Annotated in this window: 19 protein-coding genes; 4 read left to right on the forward strand and 15 right to left on the reverse strand. The window is 67.1% G+C overall.

Annotated elements, in window-relative coordinates; genetic code table 11:
• Positions 1–164 precede the first annotated feature (164 nt).
• Entirely contained in the window at positions 165–500 is a 336-nt protein-coding gene (locus ATJ93_RS10970; protein WP_120244680.1) for a hypothetical protein, read from the reverse strand.
• Between the two features lie 120 nt (positions 501–620).
• Between ATJ93_RS10970 and ATJ93_RS10975 the strand changes: the two genes are divergently transcribed.
• Positions 621–929 (forward strand): hypothetical protein, encoded by a 309-nt coding sequence (locus ATJ93_RS10975; RefSeq protein WP_120244681.1) that lies wholly within the window; start codon positions 621–623, stop codon positions 927–929.
• Positions 930–954: 25 nt separating this feature from the next.
• Here ATJ93_RS10975 and mfnA read toward each other — a convergent pair whose 3' ends face one another.
• A complete protein-coding gene (gene mfnA, locus ATJ93_RS10980) occupies positions 955–2,040 on the reverse strand; it encodes a tyrosine decarboxylase MfnA (protein WP_120244682.1) in 1,086 nt (361 codons plus the stop codon).
• A 218-nt stretch (positions 2,041–2,258) separates the two neighbouring features.
• On the opposite strand from mfnA, the gene ATJ93_RS10985 reads away from it, so the two are divergent.
• Positions 2,259–3,551, forward strand: a complete 1,293-nt coding sequence (locus ATJ93_RS10985) for a glycosyltransferase (protein ID WP_120244683.1) — start codon at positions 2,259–2,261, stop codon at positions 3,549–3,551.
• 94 nt (positions 3,552–3,645) lie between these two features.
• On the opposite strand, the gene ATJ93_RS10990 is transcribed toward ATJ93_RS10985, so the two are convergent.
• From ATJ93_RS10990 to ATJ93_RS11020, 7 genes are all read right to left on the reverse strand, one after another.
• A complete protein-coding gene (locus ATJ93_RS10990) occupies positions 3,646–4,497 on the reverse strand; it encodes a VOC family protein (protein WP_120244684.1) in 852 nt (283 codons plus the stop codon).
• Positions 4,498–4,683: 186 nt separating this feature from the next.
• The gene (ppsA, locus tag ATJ93_RS10995; protein WP_120245252.1) at positions 4,684–7,032 is read right to left on the reverse strand and encodes a phosphoenolpyruvate synthase; all 2,349 of its coding nucleotides are present in this window, start codon (positions 7,030–7,032) and stop codon (positions 4,684–4,686) included.
• Positions 7,033–7,208: 176 nt separating this feature from the next.
• On the reverse strand, positions 7,209–8,114 hold the full coding sequence (locus tag ATJ93_RS11000) for a PhzF family phenazine biosynthesis protein (RefSeq protein WP_120244685.1): 906 nt from the start codon (positions 8,112–8,114) through the stop codon (positions 7,209–7,211).
• A gap of 80 nt (positions 8,115–8,194) precedes the next feature.
• Positions 8,195–8,485 carry a hypothetical protein gene (locus ATJ93_RS11005; protein WP_120244686.1) on the reverse strand — a complete coding sequence of 97 codons (291 nt, stop codon included), beginning with the start codon at positions 8,483–8,485 and terminating at the stop codon, positions 8,195–8,197.
• A gap of 56 nt (positions 8,486–8,541) precedes the next feature.
• Positions 8,542–9,975, reverse strand: coding sequence for a phosphomethylpyrimidine synthase ThiC (thiC, locus tag ATJ93_RS11010; RefSeq protein ID WP_120244687.1), 1,434 nt, complete (start codon positions 9,973–9,975; stop codon positions 8,542–8,544).
• Positions 9,976–10,267: 292 nt separating this feature from the next.
• Entirely contained in the window at positions 10,268–10,888 is a 621-nt protein-coding gene (locus ATJ93_RS11015) for a hypothetical protein (protein WP_120244688.1), read from the reverse strand.
• 60 nt (positions 10,889–10,948) lie between these two features.
• The gene (locus ATJ93_RS11020) at positions 10,949–12,295 is read right to left on the reverse strand and encodes a chymotrypsin family serine protease (RefSeq protein WP_120244689.1); all 1,347 of its coding nucleotides are present in this window, start codon (positions 12,293–12,295) and stop codon (positions 10,949–10,951) included.
• A gap of 133 nt (positions 12,296–12,428) precedes the next feature.
• Here ATJ93_RS11020 and ATJ93_RS11025 point away from each other — a divergent pair, with 133 nt between their 5' ends.
• The gene (locus ATJ93_RS11025) at positions 12,429–13,124 is read left to right on the forward strand and encodes a phosphoribosyltransferase (protein ID WP_120244690.1); all 696 of its coding nucleotides are present in this window, start codon (positions 12,429–12,431) and stop codon (positions 13,122–13,124) included.
• Positions 13,125–13,166: 42 nt separating this feature from the next.
• Here the strand turns inward: ATJ93_RS11025 and ATJ93_RS11030 are convergent, their stop codons facing one another.
• Positions 13,167–15,713, reverse strand: a complete 2,547-nt coding sequence (locus ATJ93_RS11030; RefSeq protein ID WP_120244691.1) for a heavy metal translocating P-type ATPase — start codon at positions 15,711–15,713, stop codon at positions 13,167–13,169.
• 87 nt (positions 15,714–15,800) lie between these two features.
• A complete protein-coding gene (locus ATJ93_RS11035) occupies positions 15,801–17,267 on the reverse strand; it encodes an MATE family efflux transporter (RefSeq protein ID WP_120244692.1) in 1,467 nt (488 codons plus the stop codon).
• 144 nt (positions 17,268–17,411) lie between these two features.
• Between ATJ93_RS11035 and mtnP the strand changes: the two genes are divergently transcribed.
• Positions 17,412–18,272, forward strand: coding sequence for an S-methyl-5'-thioadenosine phosphorylase (gene mtnP, locus ATJ93_RS11040; RefSeq protein ID WP_120244693.1), 861 nt, complete (start codon positions 17,412–17,414; stop codon positions 18,270–18,272).
• A 33-nt stretch (positions 18,273–18,305) separates the two neighbouring features.
• On the opposite strand, the gene ATJ93_RS11045 is transcribed toward mtnP, so the two are convergent.
• From ATJ93_RS11045 to ATJ93_RS11060, 4 genes are all read right to left on the reverse strand, one after another.
• Complete coding sequence (locus ATJ93_RS11045) at positions 18,306–19,625, reverse strand: methyl-accepting chemotaxis protein (protein ID WP_120244694.1); 1,320 nt, start codon at positions 19,623–19,625, stop codon at positions 18,306–18,308.
• Positions 19,626–19,832: 207 nt separating this feature from the next.
• Complete coding sequence (locus ATJ93_RS11050; protein WP_120244695.1) at positions 19,833–20,927, reverse strand: segregation and condensation protein A; 1,095 nt, start codon at positions 20,925–20,927, stop codon at positions 19,833–19,835.
• Positions 20,920–24,498: a chromosome segregation protein SMC gene (gene smc / locus ATJ93_RS11055; protein WP_120244696.1), complete on the reverse strand. Its 3,579-nt coding sequence runs from the start codon at positions 24,496–24,498 to the stop codon at positions 20,920–20,922. The genes ATJ93_RS11050 and smc overlap by 8 nt, the downstream gene beginning before the upstream one ends.
• A gap of 109 nt (positions 24,499–24,607) precedes the next feature.
• Positions 24,608–24,934: a DUF7518 family protein gene (locus ATJ93_RS11060; RefSeq protein ID WP_120244697.1), complete on the reverse strand. Its 327-nt coding sequence runs from the start codon at positions 24,932–24,934 to the stop codon at positions 24,608–24,610.
• Between the last annotated feature and the right edge of the window lie 126 nt (positions 24,935–25,060).

Genomic DNA, 25,060 nt, shown 5'->3' on the forward strand with positions numbered 1-25,060 from the left:
TTCCCCGGTGACGGCGCCGTCGCTACATGTACGTGTGCATACCGCGGGGCACGCGAACGCGAGAATCGACGACGGCGACGGCGCGCGTCGACATACTCACGCTCGGCTACTCGTTCCGACGGGATAACTGTTGACGGTCGCCCGCCGAGCGCGCCCTCGAGGCGTCACCCGTCTCGAGCGGTCGACTCGACGCGCCAGACGTCCCGCAGATAGCCGGACCGGCCGCCGATCAGGAGGAAGGCGCCGACGAGCCCGAATCCGAGGAAGGCCGTCATCGAGACCGCGCCGCCGATGCCGAAGACGAGCGTCCCCGCCGCGCCGACCCAGGCGAGCCACCCCAGCGCCTCCCAGACTCGGCCCGCGTACAGCCGCCAGACCGACAGCGAGAGCAGGAAGCCCGCCAAACAAGCCCCGACGAGGAGCCGCTCGAGGTCGAACAGCAGCGCCGACGCTGCGAACAGCGCGAAGCCGACGAGCGCGGCCGCATCGATCCGATCCATCGTCGTACGGGGCTCGAGCGGCGAGTACGAAATAGGTGACGAGGCTCGCATCGCCGTGAGTTGAGCCGCTCGAGATCGGTCGCCCTCTCATTAAGTACGATCACGAAACATATCGAGTGAATGCTCGACTGGATCGGCGCCCCGTCGAATCTCGCGCGTCCGGTGGTAATCGGAACTGGACTGCTGCAACTCGTCGTACTCAAATCGTATTATCGCCCGCAACGAGGGTGGCGGTACATCGTCACAGCCATTTTCTGCTGGCTCGGGTTCGAACTCGTCCTCGCTACTGAGGCCGGATCGGTCGTACCCGCTCCGTCGCGTCTCCGGTTGTCGCTCGCAGCGCTCCTGCTGATCGGGTTCCTGTTCTGCTACGTCGTCGAATTCGTCGCCATCGGGCTCGAGCCCGTACGGAACGGACAAAACGGGTGAGTTGCGACGGAACCTGGGTTGCCCGTCAGTCGTCGCAGGCGACCGGCACGCTCGCGCGCACCTCGAGCCGGTCCAGATCGCTGATGAAGGAAGCGAGCATCTCGCGGGTGACGTGGGGCATACAGACGATCCGGAGTTCGTCCGTCGCGGTCCGGGAGATCCGCCACCCCTTCGCGCGGAGGGCGTCGAACGTCGATCGCGGCACGTCGGCCGCGACCAGCGGCAGCGTCGGATCGACGACGTCGTAGCCCCGCTTCTCTAAGGCGTCGGCGAGCCACTCGGCGTTGTTCTGTGAGCGGACGTACTGGCTCCGATAGCCGCTGGGCCACAACTCCTCCATCGCGGCGACGGCGCTCGCGACGCCGGCGCCCGACCGAGTCCCGGTCAGGGTCGCCTGCGAGGTCGACTCGAGGTAGGGCGTGTCGACGGCGAGTTCGTCCAGCAGCGCGGAGTCGCGGACGAGCAGTCCGCCCGCGGGCACTGCGGCCTGGCCCATCTTGTGCGGATCGATCGCCATCGTATCCACGGGTGCGTGGGAGAAGTTCCACTCGTAGTCCGTGAAGGGGAGGACGAAGCCGCCCCAAGCGGCGTCGACGTGGAGCATCGCGCCAACCGACTGGGCGATCTCGCCGAGTTCCGGGATCGGGTCGACGCGGCCGTACTCGGTCGAGCCCGCGACGCCGATCACCGCCGCGGTGTCGTCGTCGACGGCGGCCCGGACCGCCTCGAGGTCGGCCCGGTAGCGGTCGTCGGTGGGGACGACCCGCAGGTCGACGCCCAGCAGGTCCGCGGCCTTCCGGAAGCTGAAGTGGGCCGACTCGGGCATGACGACGTTCGGGCGCGCCGCGTCGGCGCGCTCGCGGGCGATCCGGACCGCCTGGATGTTGGCCTCGGTCCCGCCGCTGGCGATGTAGCCTGACGGATCGTCGAGGCCGGCGATCTCGCCGAGCACGGCGATCGCCTCGTCCTCGAGCGCCGAGACGGTCGGGTAGGTGCCGGGGTCGCCGGGATTCGTCGCGAGAAACCGTTCGGCCGCCTCGCGCGCTACCGGGTGGGGCTCGGTACACATCGAGGAGAGCACCCGGTCGAACGCCTGCGGCTCGGTCTGCATATCACGTATGTGGACGGTCGATCGTTTATGCGTTGCGTTTATCCGCTCGTTCGGACACTCACGGTGGCCGTTTCCGGGCGTTCCAGCACCACTGGTGCCGATATCCCTTCGATCATCGCGTCGTGCGGTCGATCGCCGACCCCCGAGTACCGGTTTCACTCGCAGCGGTGGTCTCCAAGTGAGAATATTGATACCGGATCGATAAAAACCACCGAGCGATGCAATTCGTCCCGTCGCGGTTGCTCGAGCACGGCGGCACCGCGTGCGGCGTCGCCGTCCTGTTCGTGCTCGGACTCCTCCAGGGAACCGAAATACAAACACTCACGCTCGATCTGCTCGTCGTGAGCGTCAGATTCGTCGTCCTCGAGGCGCTGTCGGCGATGGCCGTCTTTACGTTCTTCGTCGGCCTCACCGGCCTGCTGTTGATCCGCGAGGTCTGGCAGTCCCGCGAGCCCCTCGAGACCGTCACGGACGGCCCGCGGCTGACGGCGATCGTCCCCGTCTATCGCGACCACGCGGTGATGGACGTCAGCGTCGAGAGCCTCGTCGAAAGCGCCTACGAGAACCTCGAGATCGTCATCGTCGCCGAACCGAACGACGAGGCGACCCTCGAACGGGCGCGCGAACTGGCGGCCGAGTACGACCCCGTCGAGGTGCTGGTCAACGGCGAGCCGGGGTCGAAGGCCGGCGCGATCAACTACGCGGTCCGCGAGCGCGATACCGACCGCTTCGCGGTCTTCGACGCCGACGAGTGGATCGCGCCCGAGTTCCTGCCGACGGCGATGGGCCAGTTGCTCGAGGGCGTAGACGTCTTCCAGGGCCGGCGGGTACCGCGGCCGACCGGGCCGGTCGAGACGGTCGCCTACTGCGAGCGGATCGTCTTCCACGCCAGCTACAAGATGGTCGAGTTGTGCGGCTTCACGAACTGCCGCAGTTCCTCGACCGCCTTTACCCGCGAGGCGCTCGAGCGGGTCGGCGGCTACGACGACATGCTCACCGAGGACCTGGACTTCGCCCACGCTTGCTACCGCGAGGGGCTCGAGGTTCGCCAGGCCCGCAACTGCACGAACACGATGGAAGCGCCCCACACGCTGCGGGATCTCTGGGGCCAGCGCAAGCGCTGGCGCGTCGGCCAGATCGAAGTCCTGCACGCGACGCTCGTCGATCTACTGCGCGGGCAGGCCGGCCGGCGCGGGCTCATCTCGGTCGGGCGCATGTGCTCGAGTCTCTTCGGCAGCCTCGTCACGCTCGTGCTCGTCTCGAAGCTCCTCCTGTTGCTCGTGCTGGACGTCGAATCGGCGTTTCTCGTGCCGGCCGCGGTCCTGATCGCGACGATCGGAGTGGTCGCCTGGCGCGACGCCCGCGACGACCGCATCGACGACCTCGGCTGGAGCCTGCTGTTCGCGCCGCTGCTGTACCCCGCGTTCGGCGTCTTGACGCTCAGGTCGCTGCTCGAGTACTGTCTGAGCTGGGACGGTAGCTGGTACCGGGTCGAGAAGACGGGCACGTAATCGACGGCGGATCGACGGCCGTTCGTCGCGCCGATTCGGCCCGAAACGAATTCGACGACGATAGTTCGGCGTGACGATACGGTGAACGCAGCGGCTACGGTGGCGCGGCCCGGAACCGGAGTTCGACACCGTCCGGGTCGGTGACGGCGAATCCGTTCGCCGTTTCGGCGATCTCCGTTTTTCGATCCGGGATTCGCTCTCGAACCGCGTCGAGGCGTTCCGAGCCCGGGACGACCACTTCGAACCAGGCGAGCCCCTGTCCCTCGGCCGGGTCCGTCCGCCCGTTCCACGTGTTCGCCCCGACGTGATGGTGATAGCCGCCGGCCGCCACGAACAGCGCGCCGGGGACGTCCGCCCGCACGTCGAATCCGAGCGTCTCCGCGTAGAAGTCCTCGAACGCCTCGAGCGAGGACACCTCGAGGTGGACGTGACCGACGTCGGTTCCCGACGGCGCGCTCGCGTCGCCCGTCGCGGCGGCTTCGATGCCGGCGAAATCCAGCGGATCGGTCGCCATCCGGACGCGACCGTCGTCGGTCGTCGGCCACTCCGCTCGCGGCCGGTCCCGGTAGATCTCGACGCCGTTCCCCGCCGGATCGGACAGGTAGAGCGCTTCGCTCACCAGGTGGTCCGCAGCGCCGTCGAGCCGCCAGCGATTCCGTATCCGCGCCAGCGCGTCGCCGAGTGCGGCGCGCGATGGCACCCTGAACGCGTTGTGGTAGAGACCCGTCTCCGCCCGCCGGCGTTCGGGTGCGTTTTCGTCGCGCTCGAGGACGAGCAGCGGCGTTTCGTCGACGCCGAGGACGGCCGTCGTCTCGGCGCGCCGCAGGACGGAGAGTCCGACGACGTCTCGATAGAATTCGACGAGGTTATCGAGAGCCGAGGCGCGAAGCGCGGTTCGTCCGAGGTGCGTTCCGTCCGGGAGCGCGGTCGTATTTGCTGTGTTCATGCGGTAATCCTGTGTGCAGAGCGGCAGGCCGCGGCGCCTCGCCGACCGTCGCCCCCGCTCCGCCCGCTCACACCGACCGATAGGACCTCCGTGCTGTTGAGTGACTCGGCCGCAGGCGACCGACTCGAGCGGTCGACAAAAATGAGCGCCGAATCGTCGGCAGTTCGCCTGAAAATCCGGGCTCGCTCAGCGCACCGACTCGAGCAGCAGTTTCTGCTCGACCCGCTTTACTTCGTGCTGGACGTCGCGGACGGCGTCGATGTTCGCCGAGATGGAGCTGACGCCCTCGTTGACGAGGAACTGGACCATTTCGGGCTTCGACCCGGCCTGGCCGCAGATGCTCGTGGCGACGTCGTGCTCGCGGCAGGTCTCGATCACGTCGCCGATCAGCCGCAGCACGGAGGGGTGGAGTTCGTCGAACCGGTCGGCCACGTTCTCGTTGTTGCGGTCGACCGCGAGCGTGTACTGCGTGAGGTCGTTCGTCCCGAACGAGGCGAAATCGATCCCCGTCTGAGCCATCTCCTCGACGGCCAGCGCGGAGGCGGGCGTCTCGATCATTACGCCCCACTTGCGCTTGTCCGGATCGATGCCGGCCTCCTGCATCAGTTGCTTGACCCGGTAGACGTCCTCCGCGTCGTTGACCAGCGGGAACATCATCTCGACGTTGTCGTAGCCCATCTCGTAGAGCCGGCGGAACGCCTCGAGTTCGTGGGCGAAGACGTCCGGTCGGTCGAGCGACCGGCGGATGCCGCGGTAGCCCAGCATCGGATTGTGCTCCTTCGGCTCGTCCTCGCCGCCCTCGAGTTGGCGGAACTCGTCGGTCGGGGCGTCCAGGGTTCGGGTCCGGACGGGACGGGGGTAGAACTCGTCGGCAACGTGGCGGATGCCCTGGACGAGTTCCTGCACGTAGGCGTCCTCGCCGTTCTCCTCGATGAACTTCGCCGGCGTCTGGTTCAGCGAGAGGATCATGTGCTCCATCCGCAGCAGGCCGACGCCGTCGGCGCCGGTCGCGGCCGCGCGCTCCGCGGCTTCGGGGATGGAGACGTTGACCTTCACCTCGGTCGCGGTCATCGGCTTGACCGGCGACTGCGGACGGACCTCCTCGACGGGTTCTGTCTCCTCCTCGGGTTCGACGCTCTTCCCCTCGAGGACCTGCCCCTTGTCGCCGTCGAGCGTGACGACCTGGCCGTCCTCTAAGACCGAGGTGGCGTTCGTCGTGCCGACGACGGCGGGAACGCCGAGTTCGCGCGAGACGATGGCGGCGTGGCTGGTCATGCCGCCCTCGTCGGTGATGATCCCCGAGGCGCGTTTCATCGCCGGCACCATGTCGGGCATCGTCATCTCGGTGACGATGATGTCGCCCTCCTTGACCTTGTCCAGGTCGTCGAGTTTCGTTACGATCCGCGCGGCGCCGCTGACGGTGCCCGGACTCGAGCCGAGGCCGTCGACGACGACCTCGCCGGCCTCTGTACTGTCGGCGCTCCCGGCGCTGCCGGAATCGACCGTCTGGACGCCGCCGCTGCCGTCGGTGACGCCCTTCGATTTTGCGGCGTCGACGGTGTCCTCGATCGGATCCGCCGCGTCGCCGCTGCTGTCGTCGATCGTGGTGATCGGCCGCGACTGAAGCATGTAGACGTCCCCCTCGACGATCGCCCACTCGACGTCCTGGGGTTCGTCGTAGTGGTCCTCGACGCGCTCGCCGAGATCGACGAGCGCATCGATTTCCTCGTCGCTGATGACGCGTTCGGTCTGTTTCTCGTCGGGGACCGGCCGTTCGACGGTCTCGCCGGTCTCCTCGTCCTTGACGTGCATTACCTTCTTCTCGGCGACGGTGACGTCGATCGAGCGATCGTCGCGCGTCACGGCGTAGTTGTCCGGCGAGACGGCGCCGGAGACGACCGCTTCGCCCAGCCCCCACGCGGCCTCGATGATCATCGTCCGATCGCCCGTCGAGGGGTGGCTGGTGAACATGACGCCCGACTTCTCGGCGTCGACCATCTGCTGGACGACCACGGCGATGTTCACGGCGGAGTGGTCGAACCCCTGCTCCTGACGGTAGTAGATCGCCCGCTGCGTGAAGAGGGAGGCCCAACACTCCCGGACGCGGTCGAGCAGGTCTTCCTCGGTGACGTTGAGGAAGGTCTCCTGCTGCCCCGCGAAGGAGGCGTCGGGCAGGTCTTCGGCGGTCGCCGACGAGCGGACGGCGACGAACGCCTCCCCGTCGCCGACCTCCCGATACGAGGCGAGAATCTCCTCGCGGAGGTCGTCGGGGAACCGCGTCTCGAGGATGAGTTCCTGGGCGCGGTCGGCGGCCTCGGCGAGGGCGCTCGAGTCGTCGACGTCGACGTCGACGGCCTCGAACAGTTCCTCGTCGATGCCCGCTTCCTCGATGAACGAGCGGTAGGTCCCCGCCGTGACGACGAAGCCCGGCGGGACGGGGAGCCCCGCACCCGTGAGTTCCCCGAGAGAAGCACCTTTGCCGCCGACCCGCTCGAGATCGCCGGCGTTGATCTCGTCCAGCCAGAGTACAGCCATCTGTATCTCCGTGGTCATCGGAACAGCTAATGAAGGTTGCGAACGATCGTTATGGATAACAACTCGTAATCGAGTGAACCGACGCCGCAGCCCGGCCAGTACTGCCGGTTTCGATAGCTGATGTAAGTAATGTATCAGTATGAATAGTCGGGCTGAACTCGGTTAACAAGCGGTCGTCAGGCCTCGAGGATGTCGTCTTCCTCGATGTCGGGAACGGTAATCGTTCCGTCCAGCGCGGTCACGCCGCGGCCGCCGACGCGAACGCCGTCCTCGAGGCGGACCCGGACCAGCCCCGGCCGATCGACGTAGTGGCCCTGCTCGAGGCGCAGTTCCTCGGGGAAGTCGTCGTCGAACGCGCCGAAGCGGTCGAGGTAGGCGGCGACCGCACCGCTCGCGGTTCCCGTAACCGGATCCTCGGGGACGCCCGCGCCGGGCGCGAACATCCGCCCGTGTAGCGTCGAGTCGCGGCCGAGCGCGTCGAACGTAAAGAGATAGACGCCGGTCGCGTCGACCGACTCGGCGAGTTCCTCGACCGCGTGCATGTCCGGGTCGGCGTCACCGAGATCCGAGAGGTAGGTGATCGGGACGATGAGGAAGGGGAGACCGGTCGAAGAGACTGCCAGCGGGATATCGTCGCTAGCCCCCTCGAGCGCCGCCTGACTGACTCCCAGCGCGTCGGCGACCCGGTCGTACCCGACGTCGACCTCGCGGATCTGCGGGTCGTCTTGGGTCATCCAGACCGTGCCGTCCGCGTCGACCTCGATCTCGAGGACGCCGACGTTGGTCTCGAGGGTCGTCGTCCCCGGCTCGAGGCCTTCGTCGTGGAGGTGGGCGAAAGAGCCGATGGTCGCGTGGCCGCAGAGGTCGACCTCCTGCGTGGGGGTGAAGTAGCGCACGCGACGGTCGGCCTCGGGGTCGTCGCTCGAGCGCAGGAAGGCCGTCTCGCTGACGGCCATCTCGGCGGCGATCGACTGCATCTGTTCGTCGGTGAGCCCGTCCGCGTCCGGCACGACGCCGGCGGGGTTGCCGGAAAGCGGTTCGTCGGTGAAGGCGTCGACCTGCACGATTCGCGTCGTCTCCATACGGCATCGGTCGGCCGAGCACGGTATGAATCCTCGGTCCTCGAGTTCTCGCGCGCTGCTGTCGCACCGTACCGCGCCCGTCAGTCCTTCGCGCTCACCACCTCGAGCGCGTCGCCGTCGTCGGTTACGCGGACGTACAACAGTACGCGGTTCGGGTCGGGGTCGGTCACGTCCTCGAGTTCGGGCGCACAGCCCATCATGCCGATCTCGTTGAAGCCGCAGGCGTCGCAGACCGCCGCGTCGGCGATCGGTTCGTAGCCGTCCTTGTCCTCGTCCTCGCGTTCGACGGCCGGCAGGTAGCCCGCGTCCTCGATCGGCTCGCCGCACTCCGAGCAGGACAGCGTCGGCGTCGAGAGCAGTTCCGTGGCCATACTCCCACTCACTGCCCGCAACGCCAAAGAACTGGGTGAACGAAGCGCCGGAGCCGTCAGTCGTCGCTCGGCGTCTCCGCGGCGGACTCGGAACCGTCCTCGAGCGACGGCCCTCCGGAGTCGTGGGTGCCGACCGGCGGCAGGTTCACCTCGGCGGCCGGCGAGGCTTCGAGGTCCGTCTCCGTGTCCAGTTCGTCCATCTCGCCGGCTTTCCGCGCATCCTGATCGATCCGCATCGAGCAGAACTCGGCGCCGCACATCGAGCAGAATCGGGCCTCCTTGTAGTTGTCCTCCGGGAGGGTCTGGTCGTGGTAGTCTCGAGCGCGGTCGGGATCGAGCGCGCGGCGGAACTGCTCGCGCCAGTCGAAGTCGTAGCGCGCCTCCGAGAGGGCGTCGTCCCAGTCGCGGGCGCCGGGCCGTTCGTTCCCGACGTCGCCCGCGTGGGCGGCGATCCGGTAGGCCGCGAGCCCGTCGCGGACGTCTTCCTCCTCGGGGAGCCCGAGGTGCTCCTTCGGCGTGACGTAACAGAGCATCGCCGCACCGGCTTGGGCGGCCATCGCGGCGCCGATGGCGCTGGTGATGTGGTCGTAGCCGGGCGCGATGTCCGTCACGAGCGGCCCGAGCACGTAGAACGGCGCGCCGTCACAGACCTCCTGCTGGCGCTCGACGTTTTCGGCGACCTTGTGCATCGGGACGTGACCCGGCCCTTCGACCATCACCTGGACGTCGTGCTCCCACGCGCGGCGCGTCAACTCGCCCAGCGTGTCGAGTTCGGCGTACTGCGCCTCGTCGCAGGCGTCGGCCAGACAGCCCGGTCGGAGGCTGTCCCCGAGGCTGAAGGTGACGTCGTGCTCGGCGAAGACCTCGCAGATTTCGTCGTAGATCTGGAACAGCGGGTTCTGCTCGGCGTGTTCTTCCATCCACGAGGCCATGATCGACCCGCCACGGGAGACGATGCCCGTCTTCCGCCCGTCGGTCAGCGGCAGGTGCTCGGCGAGGATGCCGGCGTGGATCGTCATGTAGTCGACGCCCTGCTCGGCCTGCTTCTCGATAATCTCGAGCAGCAGGTCCGTGGTGATCTCCTCGGGACTCCCCGCCTGCTTGACCGCCTCGTACAGCGGGACCGTCCCGATCGGGACCGGCGAGTGCTCGATGTGCGTCTCGCGAATCTCGTCTAAGTCGCTGCCCGTCCCGAGGTCCATCACCGTATCCGCGCCGTAGTGAACCGCGGTGTGGAGCTTCTCGAGTTCCGTCTCGAGGTCGCTCGTGGTCTCGCTGTTGCCGATGTTGGCGTTGACCTTGGTCGCGAACTCGCGGCCGATGATCATCGCATCGAGGGCGTCGTGGTTCCGATTGGCCGGGATCACGGCCTGCCCCTCGGCGACCTGCTCGCGAACGAATTCGGGCTCGCGGTTCTCGCGCTCGGCGACGCGCTCCATCTCCTCGGTGATCGTGCCGTTGCGGGCGGCGCCGATTTGGGTGTTCGCCATCGATAACTAGGTTGTATTATCCGATTATAAATAGTTGTCCCGTTGTGACGACGGGCTCGTGTCGGGTCAGTCCGTCCCGAGGAGGGGTGACCGACGCAGCGGCTTCACGGCAGCCGTGGAGTGGTCGCTTCGAATCTCGGCGGCGAATCCAAACCACGATTCCGAGACGGAGTGTCGGTTCGCGTAGCCGTCACGCGCCCGACCGGACGAACCACACCGTGACGAGAATTCCTGCGACAGAATGCTGTGAAACCGCCGGGACAGTTACCGTCGGCGACGTGCTCGGTCGTCCTTACTCCCGGCGTCGCCGTTCGACGGCCCGCAGCCGCTCGATTCGCGCCTCGGTCGTCGGATGCGTCGCCGGTCGCCACGCGAGTGCCCGGCGGACACTCGTCGTCACTGGATCGACGATTCGATCCGAAAGCCACGTTTTGACGCGTTCTCCGGCCCGATCCACGTACCCGGGCTCGTCGCTCGAGGAATCTTCCTCGACGGTCTCGACCGCGAACTGATCGACGAACCACCGATCGAACCAGTGTTGCTCGTCGTCCTCATCCGCGCCGTCTTCCCGGTCGAACGGCAGCCGTCGGGGGACGATCCCGAGCGTCGCGCTCGCGTCCAGTCGAGCGTCCCGCTCCGGGCGTTCGTCCTCGAGTTCCTCGGGATCGAGTCCGCCGACGATCGTGCGCGAACCGTATCGCGCCTGCAGGACGACGAGTGCGACGGCGCCGAAGAGCACCGTCCCGACGGCGAGCGGAACGTCGAGTTCGACCGGGACCGATCGCCCGCTCGCAGAAAGGGCGCGGCGTCCGCACCAGACGAGCGCGGAGAGCACGAGCCCGTTGACGAGCACCACCAGCGCGAGCGCACCGGCGATGCGAACCTGCAGCCGTCTATCCGGTGCGAGCGTCACGGTACGAAATCGGATCGGAACTGTCAACAGCGTTTCGGGAACACGGCGCGTCTCGGCGCGCTACTCGAGCGTCGCGATCGGTCCGCCGCGAACCCGGATCGTCACCGACTCGGTCGCGTCGTCGGGAACCGAAACCGGCAGCGTCGTCGCCGCGCGATCCTCGTCCGCGCCGATCGGTACCGTCGTCCGTTCCTCGGCGATCTCGAGCCAGTACTCGCCCGGCGCGCCGGCGACCGTCGCGGTAGCGTCGACGGTCGCGCCCGGCCGTAATTCGCCGTCGAAGTGGAGGGCCTCGAGCGTCAGCTCGGGGGTCTCGAGGTCGACCGAGACGGTGCGGTCCAGCGTCGTCACGGAGACGGGGACGCCGTCTTCGTCCTCGTTCGGACCCTCCCGGTCGCCCTCGTCACCGGTTCCGTCCGACCCCGATCCCGGCTCCGCGGTCAAAATCTCGACGCCCAGTTCCGCCTCGACGTTCGCGATCCGGTTACAGATCGTCTGTCGGGCCGACCCAGCAAAGAGGAGGCCGACGAGGGTGCCGTCCTCGAGGAAGACCGGCGAGCCGCTGTCGCCGGGTTCGGACATCGGGCCGGCGACGAGTTGCTCGCGGAGCGTCACGACGCCCTGCTCGCCGAAATCGACGCGGACGCTCGCACCGGTCGCCTCGATCGGGGCGCTCGAGACGCCCGTCGTGCGACCGGTCTTCGTTACCGTCTCGCCGCGGAGGTCGGCGTAGTTCTCGCGGCGGACGCCGGTCGGCCACGCGTCCTCGAGTTCGTAGTAGGTCGCCGACTCTCGCTCGGGATCGGCCGAGCGGGCCGCGACGTCGACGCGGACGCCGTCCTCGACGGGGACGTAGCCGACGAGATCGCCGACCCGATCGTCGCCGTCGCCGCCGTCCTCCGGCGACGGCTGGAGAACGGCCTCGCCGAGGTCGGCCGCGTTCGAGCGGGCGTAGACGTGATTGTTCGAGAGCCGAACGAGGTCGCCGGCCGCGACGTCGTCGCGCCAGACCGCACCGTCGTCGTCGGAGGCTACATCTGGGTCCTCGACCCGCGCCGGATACGGCCCGCCGGTGCCGGCCGTCGAGTTCGCGTTGATCTCGCTGACGCCGGCGGGGACGGGCCGGTGGCGGTCGGTCCGCCCGGGGGCGGCTTCGGGGACCGGCTCGAGGACCGAGAGGGCGTCGAACCCCTCGCGTTCCTCGTCGTAGCCGGAGTCGACGACCTCGACGTCCACGTCGTCGCCGGCGTCCGCGATGCGCTTCTCGACGTCGTCCTTCTCGGCCAGGCAGTCCTTCGGCCGTTTCCGAGAGACGAACACCGTGACGCGGTTGGCCTCGTCGTCGTAGTCGACGCCGATCACGTTCTCGCACTCGAGGAGGTACTCGTAGTCCTGCGTGGAGGGCATCGCTACCGAAACCGTTCGTGTTTCCAACGGATATATCTAGGTGCTATTATATGGGGTGCGAGGCACGATCGACGGACTGTATTCAGCCCACTTATGAGGATGCCGCCCGGTCACTCGAGTAGGTGGCCACCAGATGTCCGACTTACCGGACGATTTCGACTGTACGATCACGAACTGGGAGTACATTTACAGCCTCTGTCGCGACGTCAGCGACGACGTCCGGCGCGACGAGTTCGAACCGGACGTCATCGTCGCGCTGGCCCGGGGCGGCTGGTTCGCCGGCCGATGTCTCTGCGACTTCCTCGGACTGGACGACCTGACGAGCCTGAAGATGGAACACTACGTCGGCACCGCCCAGAAATCTGGCGAGCCCACGGTTCGGTACCCGATGCCAGAGGGCAGCGTCGAGGACAAGGACGTCCTCATCATCGACGACATCGCCGACACCGGCGGCTCGATCAAGCGCGCCTACGAGTACGTCGACGACCGCGGCGCCGGCGAGGTCCGCACCGCGACCCTGCAGTTGCTCCAGACCAGCGAGTTCGAACCCGACTACGTCGGCGAGCAACTCGAGGACTGGACCTGGATCGTCTACCCCTGGAACTTCATCGAGGACATGATCGACCTTATCTCGGGCGTTATGGACCAGGCCGACCAGGAGTCGTTCACGCAGGAGGACATCCGACACTACCTCGCGGAGTTCCACGGCGTCGACCGCATCGAGATGGAAATCGCCCAGCCGAATCGGATTCCGGAGGTGCTCTCGGAGATGGAGCGCCGCGATGTCATCGAGGGGAGCGGCCCCGGCGAGTGGAAACTGGCCGAGTGAGGGACCGAGCGGCGTCGCTCGTTCTGACGCCGATTTCGCCGGCTACGAATCGTTGAGCAACGGCCACGACACGTTCGCCCCGATACAGAGCGCGCCGACAGCGACGGCAGCGGTCGCGAACAGCGGATTCAGCAGGCCGGCCGCGGCGACCGGAATCGCGATCGCGTTGTAGACCAGCGCCAGCGCGAGGTTCCGCCTGACGCGCCGCCGCGCCGCCGCCGCCAGCCGGAAGGCCCGCTCGACCGCGGACAGGTCGTCCTCGACGATCGCGAGGTCCGACGCGTCCGAGGCCAGCGCGGTGCCGCTCCCGAGCGAGATGCCCAGATCGGCCTCGGCCAGCGCCGGCGCGTCGTTGGTCCCGTCGCCGACCATCGCGACGCGTCCCTCACGCTCGAGGCGCCGGACCGCTTCGGTCTTCCCTTCGGGCGGGACACCGGCGAACACGCGGTCGACGGCGTCGTGGCCGCTGAAGAACGCTGTCGCCGCCCGCTCGTCGCCGGTCAGGACGACGACCTCGATGCCGTTCTCGTGGAGGCCCGTCACGGTCTCCGCCCAGTCGCCTCTGGGTTCGTCGCCGACCACGACGTGCCCGGCAGCGCGGCCGTTCCGGCCGACGACGATCGGCAGGTGGCCCGCCTCCCGGGCGTCGGCGAGTCGAGTCTCGAGATCGTCCTCGAGTTCCCACCCGCGCTCCCGAAAGAGGTCGGGGTGGCCGACGAGGATCGAATCGGTGTCGATACGGCCGGAGACGCCGGTGGCGTGGTTCTCGAAGTCACGGACCTCGAGGCTCGATCCGCCGTCGGGACGGACCGCCTCGTCACCGTCGGTAGCGGATTCGCCGGTGTCACCGAACGCCCCTGCGATCGCCGTCGCCGCCGGATGGGACGCGCGTCGCTCGAGCGCCGCCGCGGCCGCTAGGAGGCCGTCTGGCGCGTCGGCCTCGAGAACGGTCATCTCGCCGGTCGTGAGCGTCCCGGTTTTGTCGAAGACGACGACGTCGACGTCGCGGAGCCGCTCGAAGACGGTCTCGTCGAAGACGACGATGCCGTGGGCCATCGCGTCTCGGATGTTGGCGGCGACGGAGGCCGGCGTAGCGAGGCCGAGGGCCCACGGACTCGCGACCATGATCGTTAGAAGGACGGCCAGCGCGGCGGTCACGGGGTCGCCGATCCGGACGTACTGCACGGCGCCGACGACGACCGCAGCGCCGAGGACCAGCGGTGCGATCCGCACTGCGAGCGCGTCCGCGCGGCGCTGCACGCCGTGGGCGGCGCTTTGGAGGTTCCAGACGACTTCCGTCAGCTGCTCGATGCTGCTTTCCGTCGCCGGGCCGACGTCGACGACCGCGGCGCCGTCGGTGACGACCGAACCGCCGATCACCTCGTCGCCCGACTCCTTCGCGACCGGGAGCGACTCGCCGGTGACGACCGCCTCGTCGACCGTACATGTGCCGTCGACCAGCACCCCGTCGACGGGCACGCGCTCGCCTTCCCGGACGAGCACGCGGTCGTCCGGCTCGAGGTCCTCGACCGGAACGTCGGTCGTTCCGCCGTCGGACTCGAGCACGCGAGCCGTATCGACCTGCGAGACGGTGAGGTCGGTGAGCCGCTCGGTTGCTTGGCGCTTGATCGTCGCCTCGGCGAAGATTGCGCCCATGACGAGGGCGGCGACGACGATCGTCAGGTCGTAGTAGAGGTCGGTTCGGCCGAGGAAGAAGGAGGCAGTCCCGTAGACGTACGCGCTGACGATCGTGAGCGCGGCGAGCAGTTGCGTGTTCGGCCGGCGCAGTTTCAGGCTGACGTACGCGCCGCGCAACACCGGAAGTCCGGTCAGGTAGAGGACGACGCCGGTGACGATGGAAAACAGCGGCAGGAAGAGGAGATTGTCGAAGCCCGTAAAGGCGGTATCGTAGTAGCGCAGCGGCCCCCAGTCGGAGTAGGCCGCGAGGAACATCGGGTAGAACACCGCGGCGTAGGGCACCAACAGGAACGAGCCGAAGACGATGCCGGCGATGTACTGGATCTCGAGGAAGTCGTCGCTACGGCGCTTTCGCAGGCCCGACATCTCCCGCGCGCGGCGGGTGGCGCCCGCCTCGTCGTCGGCCGTCGCCTCCTCGCGGAGGTAGGCCGTGTAGCCGACCGTACTCAGCGCGTCGCGCAGGTCGGCCTTCGAGATGCGCTCGGGATCGTAGTCGACCCTGACGGTCTCGGTAACGTAACTCGCCGCGGCGTCGGCGACCCCGTCGCGCTGCTCGGCGACCGACTCGAGGAACGACTCGCACGTCGCGGAGTGCATCCCGTCGACGCGGAAGAAGGTACGTTCGCAGTCGTCTTCGTTTTCGAGCGCCTCGCTCTCGTCGCCGCGTTGGTCGTCGCTGCGGACTGCGTCGCCGGTATCGGCCGCTGCGGGCGCCTCGAGCGCCACGTCGATCTCGCGACAGCCGCTCGAGCAGTAGGCGTCGCCGTCCGTCGCTGCGCTCGCGTCCACCTCGTCGGCGTCCGGGTCGGCAGTAACGACCGTTGCCGGAAGCGGACGCTCGCACAGTGCACACCGCGACTCGTCGGCTCGCGCGTCCGATGACGATGCCACACCGGACGTGCGCGCTCGAGGACAATAACGGTGGTCGGAACCCGTTGCTTGGCGTGACGGTACAGTCCGCTGGCAGCGCGAGTGCGCTCACTCGGCGACGGGTTCGCCGTCAGCGTCGGTCGGCTCCGGCGCCTCGGCTTCCGAGTCGGGATCGGCCCTCCCCTCGTCGACGATCGCCTCCTTCCACGTCCCGCGGGTAAACCACGCGACGGCTGCGGTCGCGCCCGCGACGTCGCCGAGGACGACCGCCGTCCAGATGCCGGTCGTCCCCCAGCCGGCGACGAAGATCAAGTAGTAGGCGAGCGGGATACGGACGATCCAGAGGCCGAAGACGGCGAATGCCAGCGCCGTCTTCGTGTTTCCGGCGCCGCGGAACGCCCCCTGAATGACCTGCAGAACGCCCATGAAGACGAACATGAACGCGGCGAACCGGAGGTACGTCGAACCGTACGCGATCGTCGCTGCGCGTCCTTCCTCCTCGGCCGTGACGAACACCGAGACGAACGGCTCCGGAAAGAGGAAGGCGAACAGCCCGGCGACGGCCATGATCGCCGCGACGACGCCGGCGCCGAGCCAGGTCGCCCGCTCCGCGCGGTCCGGTCGGTCAGCCCCGAGGTTCTGCCCAACGATCGAGTCTATCGCCTGTCCCATCCCCATCGCGGGGAGGAACGCCAACGAGATCAGCCGGTTGCCAAGCCCGTAGGCCGCGACGACCGGCGGCGGGAACGTGACGACCATCGCCGTCATCCCCGTCAGCGCCAGCGCCGTCATCGACTGCTCGAGCGACGTCGGCACGCCCAGTCGGATGATCTCGCGGACGTACTCCAGGCGCGGCCGGAGGTGGTCGGCTCGAATGTCCGGCCCGACGTCGGTGTAGTACAGCAGGTAGAACCCGATCGCCGTCGCGATCGCTCTCGAGAAGGCGGTCGCCAGCGCGGCGCCGGCCATCTCGAGGCGCGGCAGCGGGCCGACGCCGAAGATCAGCAGCGGGTCGATGACGACGTTGATCAGGACGCTGACGAACATCACGCGCATCGGCGCGCGGGTGTTGCCGTAGCCCCGCATGAGCGAGACGAACACGAAGAAGCCGAAAACGAACGGCAGCCCGAGGAAGAAGATCCGCAGGTACTCCGCGGCCAGCGGGATGATCGCCGCCTGCGTGTCGGCGTCCGCGGGCAGGACCGAGAGCATCGGCTCGGTGGCGACGTAGCCTACGATACCGAGGCCGATCGCGACCAGCGAGACGAACGAGATCGTCTGTCCGGCGATCAGGCCACCCTCACCGCTCTCGGCGCCGGTGTGCTGGGCGACCAGGATCGCGCCGGCGGTCGTGAAGCCGCCGCCGACGGCGATCAGCAGGAAGAGCAGCGGAAAGGCGAGGCTGATCGCGCCGACGGCGTCGGGCGACAGCGCGCCGAGCCAGAAGGTGTCGCCGACGTTGTACGCGACCTGCAGCAACTGAATGACGACCAGCGGCCACGCCAACTCGAACATCGGTCGGACGAGAGAGCCCTCGGTCAGCTTCCCCTCGTCCGCTACTCCACCGGACGACATACCCGTATCCTCTCGAGCCGGCTACTTGACGGCTCGTGAGATGTGATATCGATACGCAATAATCAGGAAGGAAACGGTAACCGCGGCTCGAGAGCGACGATCGAATCGGCCGATATTTGAATCCCGGTCGACCCACTACCAAGCATGACGATCGGAGTCATCGGCGGCAGCGGTATCTACGAAGCACTGCCCCTCGAGAACACCCGCAAGGAGGAGGTATCGACGCCCTACGGCGAACCCAGCGACGCGGTGACGCTCGGCGAACTCGCCGGGAAAGAGGTCGCCTTCCTGCCGCGCCACGGCGAGGACCACCAGCACGCGCCGACCGACGCCTCGTACCGAGCGAACATCTACGCGCTCAAGTCCGTCGGCGTCGACCGCGTCATCGCGACGAACGCGGTCGGCAGTCTCCGGGAGGATCTGCCGCCGCGCACGCTGGTCGTCCCCGACCAGATCTTCGACCGCACCAAGCACCGCTCGCCGTCGTTCTTCGGCGACGGGATGGTCGTCCACATGGGCTTCGCCGACCCCTACTGTCCCGCGATGGTCGATCACCTCTCGAGCGCCGCGGCCGAGGCGACCGACGACGACACGAAGACCGAGGAGGGCGGCACCTACGTCTGCATCGAAGGGCCCCAGTACTCCACCCGCGCGGAAAGCGAGTTCTACCGCGATCAGGGCTGGGATATCGTCGGCATGACCGCGATTCCGGAAGCGAAACTCGCGCGCGAGGCCGAACTGAGCTACGCGACCGTCGCCGGCGTCACCGACTACGACGTGTGGAAGGCAGACAACGAGGTCACGCTCGAGGAAGTCCTGGCGAACGCCGAAGCGAATCAGGACGCGATCAACGAGGTCGTCGAGCACGCCATCCGAACGATGCCCGAGGACTTCGAGAGTTCGGCCTGGAATGCTCTCGAGGGAACGATCAACACGCCGACGGAAGCGATCCCCGAGGAGACGCGCGAGCGCATCGACCTGCTGGCCGGCCAGTACCTCGACTGATCGGCCGGCCCGGATCTTCAAAAACGAGCGCGTTCAGTCGAGGACATCCTCGATATCCCGCTCGAGGGCTTTGATACTCGCCTCGATGTTTTCGACCATTGCGGTCTGTTGTTCGGTCGCCGCGGCGACGTCCTGTACCGACTCCGCGACGGCGTCGCCGCGTTCGGCGACCGAATCGACCATCGTCGCGATCTCCTCCGCGCTCGCGGCCTGCTGGTCGGTCGCGGTGGCGATCTCGGCGATCCCCTGATCGGTGTCCTCGATCGCGGAGAGGATCTCCCGCTGGTTCTCGACGACCGTCTCGATGTCGGCGACGACGCCGCCGATCTCCTCGTTCGTCGCCTCCACGCTGTCGACCGTCTCGAGCGTGGTTTCGCGAACCTCCTGCACGATTCGTTCGATCTCGTCGGCGCGCTCCTTCGACTGCTCCGCAAGGCTCTTGATCTCGTTCGCGACGACGGCGAATCCGTCGCTCGAGGCGTCGCTGTGGGCGGCTTCGATGTTCGCGTTGAGCGCCAGGAGGTTCGTCTGATCGGCGATGTCGTTGATGACCTCGACGATCTCGTCGATCTCGTCGATCCGTTCGGCTAACTGCGTCGCGTCCGCGGCGACCTCGTCCGCCTCCGCGGCGACGTCGTCCATCGTTTCGAGCGTGTCCTGGGCCGTGTCGACCGACTCCTCGGAGAGGGTCCGCGCCTGTTCGCTCTGGCCGCTGACCTCCTCCGCGCTGGACGCGATCTCCTCGACGGTCGCGCTGAACGTCGACACTTCGTCTTGTACGTCTCCGAGGCTCTCGGACTGATCCGCTGCGAGGTCGCTGATCTCCTGGGAGTTCTCGGCGACGTCAGACGTCGACTCGCGGAGTTCGTCGACAGCGCCTTCGACCTCGTCGCTCATTTGCTCCTGGAGGTTCTGTATCCGCTCCTGTTGTTCGATGAGAGTCGTGACCCGCATCAGAATTTCGACGGCGCCGACGACATCGCCGTCCGGTGTCGTGATCGGCACACCGAGCGCTCGAGCGTGCGCCATCTCGCCGTCGGCTGTTTCCGCGGACCGGACCTGCTCCTCGCGGATGACCCGGCCGGTGCGGAGGACCTCCTCGGCGAGCGTTTCGTCCTGCCCTTCGGTCCCGAAAACGTCGTACGCGTGCTGGCCGACGACCTGCTCGGACGGGTAGCCCGTGAGACCCTCCGCGCCGGCGTTCCAGTCCGTGATGTATCCGCCGTCGTCGACGATGAACGCGGGTTCGGGGAACGTCTCGACGAGGGAGGTAAAGGCGTGGCGCCAGAACGAAGCGCTGTCTGCGTCCGTTTCCGGTTCGATATCGTGCACCGGGCGTGTTTCGGTCGCCATTGGTTTCTGCTGAAGACACTCCCCCCGTCCCCCTTATAGACGATGGCGGAATAGATTCGGTGATACCCAGCGGAAATCGGCTCTCGTTTCAAATCGCTGTACGGTAACCACGCACCTTGCGGGACGCCGGACGCGAGGACCCTATCCGAAACGAACGCGACACGCCACTCGGAGCGGCAGCGTCTTTGCAGCGACGAAAATCCGTCGTCAGTCCGCGACCGCTTCGTCCGGCTCCGCGCCGACCGTCACCCGCTGAATCCAGAGATCGCCGAACAGTTCGTCCTGCTCGAGTTCGATCCGGCCGCGGTGGGCCAGAAAGAGCAGTGCGAGGTAGGTCATCACGCGCGAGCCGCCGACCTCGTCGATTTCGGCGTACAGCACCTCGGCGCGGCCCTGCTCGTAGTGCTCCTCGAGCGCCGCGTCGACGTCGTCGATGACGGTCTCGATGTCCTCCTCGTGGGTCGTGTGGGTGACGTCGTCGCTGGTCGGTTCGTCGTCGACGCGGAACTGGTCCTCCGAATGGTAGCTCAGTTCCTGGACGCCGCGGTCGTAGCCCCGCGGCGAGTCGCTGGTATCGTAGCTTCGCGATTCCTTCCACCAGCTATCGCGCTCGGCGCTGCGCAGCTCTCGGACCAGTTCGTCCAGCGTCTCCGGCTTCCCGCGGGCGTGCTTGCGCTCGAGGCGCCGTTCCATCTCGTTCTCGAGGTTCTCGACGGGGTCGAAGCCGGGCGGGTGGCTGCCGTCGTCGTCGCCACCTTCGGCGCCGTCCATCGGCCCCTCGTCCGCGAAGGGGGCTTCCCACGGCGGGAGTTCCTCCTCCTCGGGTTCGTCGGGGGCGAACAGTTCGTCGCTTTTCATCCGCAGGAGGACGCTCGCGTAGAACAGCGCCCGTCCCGACGTCCGGAGGTCGGCGTCCTCGATCGCCTCGAGGAACTTGTCGGTGACCCGGACGACGTCGATGTCCCAGGGGTCGATCTCGCCGTTCTCGGCGAGTTGCACGAGGAGTTCGACGGGTTCGACTTCGTCCTCGTCCGTCTCGTCGTCCTCGTCGGTAGCGGGTATCGCGTCGACGTCCGGAGAGTCGTCCGACTCCCGTTCAGCGTCCGATTCCGAGAACTCGAGGACCGTCTCGTCTGCGCCGTCGGAGCTCGAGTCGTCCGAGCCGGGTCGCTCGCGGTCTTCGTGGCCGGCGATATTCAGCGGGATGTCGTCCCCGCCGTCGGTACGAACCTCCCGGTAGAACTCGTCGTGAGCCGGAATATCGCCCTCGTCCTGCTCCCTGGGGTCGGCGTCGCTAGTCATCGGCCGGAACCTCCTCGCCCTCGCTGCTCAGGTCGATCCCGGTCACCGCGCTCACGTTGTCCTGCTGCATCGTGACGCCGATCGCCCGCTGGGAGCGATCGAGCATCGCCGAGCGGTGCGAGACGACGACGAACTGGGCCTGATCGGCCAGTTCCTCGACCATCTCGCCGATCCGTTCGGCGTTGACGGCGTCGAGGAAGGCGTCGACCTCGTCCAGGGCGTAGAACGGGGCCGGGTTGTGCCGCTGAATCGCGAAAATAAAGGCCAGCGCGGTCAGGGACTTCTCCCCGCCGGACATCGCGTCCAGACGCTGAATCGGCTTGTCGCCCGGCTGGGCCTTCATCGTCAGCCCGCCGTCGAAGGGATCGTCCTCGTTCTCGAGGTGCAGCGTGCCTGTTCCTTCGGAGAGCTTCTCGAAGATCTCCGTGAAGTGCGCGGAGATCGCCTCGTAGGCCTCCATGAACGTCTCCTTCTTGCGGGTCTCGTACTGCTCGATCCGGTCGCGGATGCCCTCGGCCTCCTCGACGAGCGTCGCCTTCGCGTCCTCGAGTTCCTCGAGATCCTCGCGGACCTCGTCGTACTCGTCGATCGCGAGCATGTTGACCGGCTCCATGGCCTCCATGTCGGCCTCGAGGAGGTCGATCATCTCGAGGACGGTGTCGTGATCGGGGACGTCCTCGGGGTCGTAGTCGCCGACCTCCGACTCGAGACCCTCGATCTCCCACTCGAGGTCCTGGACGCGCTCGCGCTTGCTCTCGAGTTTGCTCTCGACGGCGTTGACGCGATCCTGCTGCTGGTCGCGTTTCGTCCGCGCGTCCTCGAGGTCCTCGCGGAGCTCGTTGCGGTCTTCCTTGAGCTCGGCGAGTTCCTCCTCGAGTTCCTCGACGGCTTCGCGCTTGTCCTCGAGTTCGGCTTCCTTCTCCTCGATCGTCGCCTCGCACTCCTCGATGCGGTCCTCGTGTTCGGCCTTCTTGTTCTGGGCCGCCTCGATGTCGTCGTGGAGGTCTTCGATCGCGTCCTCGGCGTACTCCTTCTCGAGTTCGAGCTCGTTGAGCTTGCCGTCGATCTCGTCGATCTGGGCCTCGCGCTCGTCGATCTCGCCCTCGAGTTCCTCGATCTGCTCGGTGAGTTCCGGAATCTTCGAGTCCTCGAGTTCGGCCTCGAGTTCGTCGATGTCCGACTGGATCTCCTCGATCTCGGCGGTCTTCTCGTCGATCTCGCCGGCAATCTCGTTCATCCGCTCGTCGACCGACTCCCGCTCCTCGCGCAGGTCCTCGAGTTCGCTCTCGAGCGTCTCGATCTCGCTCTCGATGGACTCGCGTTTCTCCTCGAGGCTCTCGATCTCGCTCTCGATCGAGCGCACCTCGTCGGCGGCGTCGGTCTTGCGGTCGCGGGCGTCGTCGAGTCGCTCCTCGACGCCCCGCAGGTCCTCGCGCAGCGACTCGCGCTCCTCCTGCAGGTCGGTGATCTGCTTGGCGACGCGCTCGAGTTGGCCCTCGCCGCCGCCGGTGAACGAATAGCGGGAACCGCTGCCGGAGCCGCCGGTCATCGCGCCGCTCTTCTCGACCAAGTCGCCGTCGAGGGTAACCATCCGGTAGTCGCCCATGTACGAGCGGGCGGTCTCGATGTCCTCGACGACGAGCGTGTCGCCGAGCACGTAGGAGAAGACGCCGGCGTACTGGTCGTCGAAGTCGACGAGGTTGTACGCGAAGTCGACGACGCCCGGGTCGCTGGGGGCGTTGGGCAGTCGGCGCTGGCTCATGTCGGTCAGCGGCAGGAAGGTCGCACGGCCCGCGTTGCGGGACTTGAGGTGCTCGATACACTGCTGGCCGACGACGTCGTCGTCGACGACCACGTTCGCGAGCCGGCCGCCCGCGGCGGTTTCACAGGCCACGGCGTACTCCCCCGGCACGTTCCCGAGCTGGGCGACCGCGCCGTGGACGCCGTCGATCCCCGAGTTGAGGATCGTCGTCACCGCGCGGCCGAAGGAGGAGTCGCCGCTCTCGCCGGCGTTGGCCTCGAGTTCGGCGTACTCCTGCTGTTTCGCCTGGATCTTATCGTCCAGTTCGTCGATGTCGGACTGGATGCGTCGCTTCTCGTCTTTCAGGTCGTCGACGACGCCCGCGATGTTCGCGCGGTTCTTCTTCGCCTTCTCCAGTTCGCGCTCTAAGTCGCTCTTGCGGCCCTCGAGTTCCGGAATCTCCTCGCGTCGGTCCTCGATCGTCTGCTCCTTCTCGCTGATCTCGTTCGAGCGCCGCCGGGCCTCGTCGAGCAGGCGGTCCTGCTCGCGCTGGAGGTCGTTCTTCTCGGTCTTGGCGTCCTCGAGTTCCTCCTTGCGCTCGGCGAGATCGGCCTTCAGTTCGTCGAACTCGGTGTCGACGGCTTCGATTTCGGCCTCGAGTTGCTGCTTTTCCTGCTCGCGCTCTTGAATCTCGGTCTTGATCGAGGCCTTCTCGAGTTTGTGTTCGCGCATCTCGTCCTCGAGGTCCTCGATCTCCTCCTGCTTGCGGTCGATCTGGACGAACGCTTCCCGGCGCTTTCCTTCGGCCTCCTCGATCTGCTCCTCGCTGGCCTCGATCTTGTCCTCGAGCCGCGAGATGTCGCCCTTGATCTCCTCGATCTCGCTTTTGATGCGCAGTTGCTCGTCCTCGCCCTTGCGCTCGATCTCGGCGTTTAGGTCCTCGAGGTCCTCCTGTAAGCGGACGACCTTGCCCTGCCGTTCGTCGAGTTCGCGCTGGAGATCCTCGAGCTCCTCGCCGAGGTCGTCGACGTTCTCCTCGGCGGCGGCGAGTTCCTCGCGTTTCTCCTCGAGTTCGCTGGCCTTCTTGTAGCCCTCGTACTCCTCCTTCTCGTCGCGGAGGCGCCGATAGCGGAGGGCCGTACGGCGCTCGTCCTCGAGTTGTGCGAGCCGGTCGCGCTTCTCCTCGATGCGGAGTTCGGCCTCGTCGATCCGTTCTTGAACGGTCTCGAGTTCCTCGAAGGCGTCCTCCTTCTTGGCGTCGAACTCCGCCACGCCGGCGATCTCGTCGATGATCTCCCGCCGGGCGTGGGGCGTCATGTTGATGATCTCGGTGACGTCGCCCTGCATGACGACGTTGTACCCCTCGGGCGTGACGCCGGCTTGGGCCAGCAGGTCCTGGATGTCCGAGAGGTTGACCGAGCGATCGTTCAAGTAGTAGTACGAGTAGTAGTTGTCCTCGGTTTCCTTGACCCGGCGGCGGATGCGGATCTCGTCGACGTCGCCGACGTCGTCGCTGCCGGCGGCGTTGACGACCTGCGAGCGGTCGAGGGTGCCGTCGCTGTTGTCGAGGACGACCTCCACGGTCGCCTCCCGGGGCCCGCTCGAGGACGAGCCGTCCTCGTGGCCGGGGTTGTAGATGAGGTCGGTTAGCTTCTCCGCGCGGATCCCGCGGGTGCGGGCGAGTCCGAGCGCGAAGAGAATCGAATCGATGATGTTGGACTTCCCGGAGCCGTTCGGGCCGGTGACGACCGTGAAATCCTCGTAGAACGGGATCTTTGTCTTCCGGCCGAAGCTCTTGAAGTTGTCCAGAACGACTGCCTTGATGTGCATTCCCTTCTCGAGACCTCCGTTCCGCGATGGTCAGCGCCGACGGCGAGAGACGGAGAGAGTCGGGGTCGCACGGACCCCGATTCGCCTGCCGTCGCTTCCCAGTGTGCAGTTACGCGATAATGATGTCGTCGGTACCTGAGTCTTCCGCTTCGTCGCCGGACAGGTCCTCGTCGGCGTCCGTTTCGGCGTCGACGTTGGCGGCGTCGGCGGCCTCGGCAACTTCGTCCGGTGCCGCTTCCGTCGTCGTTGCGGTATCGTCCGTCTTGGCCTCGTCGCTCCGTCGCTCGGGGACGCGCGTCGGCGTTTCGGCATCGAGCTCCGCCTCGAGGACGCGGATGCGCTCTTTCGCTTCGATGAGCTCGTCCGTGAGTCCCTCTACCGTCGACTCGAGTTCCGCGACCGTCGATTCGAGCTGCTCGACGCGGTTGTTCGACATATCCGCTAGGGCGACACCCTGAACCATAAACGTACGTCAGACAATGATACGTTCCCTGTCACGTGAACGCGACTCAATCGAGGGGTCGTTCCGAGTCACAGCGCGGATAGCTCGACGGACGGTGGG

Source organism: Halopiger aswanensis (assembly GCF_003610195.1).
Taxonomy (GTDB): Archaea; Halobacteriota; Halobacteria; order Halobacteriales; family Natrialbaceae; genus Halopiger; species Halopiger aswanensis.

What these genes read in the sequence shown, in the direction of transcription:
- ATJ93_RS10970 (WP_120244680.1), bottom strand. Translation starts at nt 500, where the DNA reads ATGGATCGGATCGATGCGGCCGCGCTCGTCGGCTTCGCGCTGTTCGCA.
- ATJ93_RS10975 (WP_120244681.1), top strand. Translation starts at nt 621, where the DNA reads ATGCTCGACTGGATCGGCGCCCCGTCGAATCTCGCGCGTCCGGTGGTA.
- mfnA (WP_120244682.1), bottom strand. Translation starts at nt 2,040, where the DNA reads ATGCAGACCGAGCCGCAGGCGTTCGACCGGGTGCTCTCCTCGATGTGT.
- ATJ93_RS10985 (WP_120244683.1), top strand. Translation starts at nt 2,259, where the DNA reads ATGCAATTCGTCCCGTCGCGGTTGCTCGAGCACGGCGGCACCGCGTGC.
- ATJ93_RS10990 (WP_120244684.1), bottom strand. Translation starts at nt 4,497, where the DNA reads ATGAACACAGCAAATACGACCGCGCTCCCGGACGGAACGCACCTCGGA.
- ppsA (WP_120245252.1), bottom strand. Translation starts at nt 7,032, where the DNA reads ATGGCTGTACTCTGGCTGGACGAGATCAACGCCGGCGATCTCGAGCGG.
- ATJ93_RS11000 (WP_120244685.1), bottom strand. Translation starts at nt 8,114, where the DNA reads ATGGAGACGACGCGAATCGTGCAGGTCGACGCCTTCACCGACGAACCG.
- ATJ93_RS11005 (WP_120244686.1), bottom strand. Translation starts at nt 8,485, where the DNA reads ATGGCCACGGAACTGCTCTCGACGCCGACGCTGTCCTGCTCGGAGTGC.
- thiC (WP_120244687.1), bottom strand. Translation starts at nt 9,975, where the DNA reads ATGGCGAACACCCAAATCGGCGCCGCCCGCAACGGCACGATCACCGAG.
- ATJ93_RS11020 (WP_120244689.1), bottom strand. Translation starts at nt 12,295, where the DNA reads ATGCCCTCCACGCAGGACTACGAGTACCTCCTCGAGTGCGAGAACGTG.
- ATJ93_RS11025 (WP_120244690.1), top strand. Translation starts at nt 12,429, where the DNA reads ATGTCCGACTTACCGGACGATTTCGACTGTACGATCACGAACTGGGAG.
- ATJ93_RS11035 (WP_120244692.1), bottom strand. Translation starts at nt 17,267, where the DNA reads ATGTCGTCCGGTGGAGTAGCGGACGAGGGGAAGCTGACCGAGGGCTCT.
- mtnP (WP_120244693.1), top strand. Translation starts at nt 17,412, where the DNA reads ATGACGATCGGAGTCATCGGCGGCAGCGGTATCTACGAAGCACTGCCC.
- ATJ93_RS11045 (WP_120244694.1), bottom strand. Translation starts at nt 19,625, where the DNA reads ATGGCGACCGAAACACGCCCGGTGCACGATATCGAACCGGAAACGGAC.
- ATJ93_RS11050 (WP_120244695.1), bottom strand. Translation starts at nt 20,927, where the DNA reads ATGACTAGCGACGCCGACCCCAGGGAGCAGGACGAGGGCGATATTCCG.
- smc (WP_120244696.1), bottom strand. Translation starts at nt 24,498, where the DNA reads ATGCACATCAAGGCAGTCGTTCTGGACAACTTCAAGAGCTTCGGCCGG.
- ATJ93_RS11060 (WP_120244697.1), bottom strand. Translation starts at nt 24,934, where the DNA reads ATGTCGAACAACCGCGTCGAGCAGCTCGAATCGACGGTCGCGGAACTC.